This is a genomic window from Leclercia sp. GLN_9, from assembly GCF_043105735.1.
Classification (GTDB): domain Bacteria; phylum Pseudomonadota; class Gammaproteobacteria; order Enterobacterales; family Enterobacteriaceae; genus Enterobacter; species Enterobacter adecarboxylatus.
The window spans coordinates 1-308 of record NZ_JBICLV010000021.1 but is presented as its reverse complement, the minus strand read 5'-3'; the positions used below and the strand labels follow the sequence as shown (position 1 = coordinate 308).

General features: G+C 52.6%; 1 rRNA gene. It reads right to left on the bottom strand.

Going from position 1 to position 308, the window contains the following annotated elements:
• Window positions 1-308 (bottom strand): 16S ribosomal RNA (locus ACF8PE_RS15220); the annotation flags it as partial.

Genomic DNA, 308 nt, shown 5'->3' with positions numbered 1-308 from the left:
AAGGAGGTGATCCAACCGCAGGTTCCCCTACGGTTACCTTGTTACGACTTCACCCCAGTCATGAATCACAAAGTGGTAAGCGCCCTCCCGAAGGTTAAGCTACCTACTTCTTTTGCAACCCACTCCCATGGTGTGACGGGCGGTGTGTACAAGGCCCGGGAACGTATTCACCGTAGCATTCTGATCTACGATTACTAGCGATTCCGACTTCATGGAGTCGAGTTGCAGACTCCAATCCGGACTACGACGCACTTTATGAGGTCCGCTTGCTCTCGCGAGGTCGCTTCTCTTTGTATGCGCCATTGTAG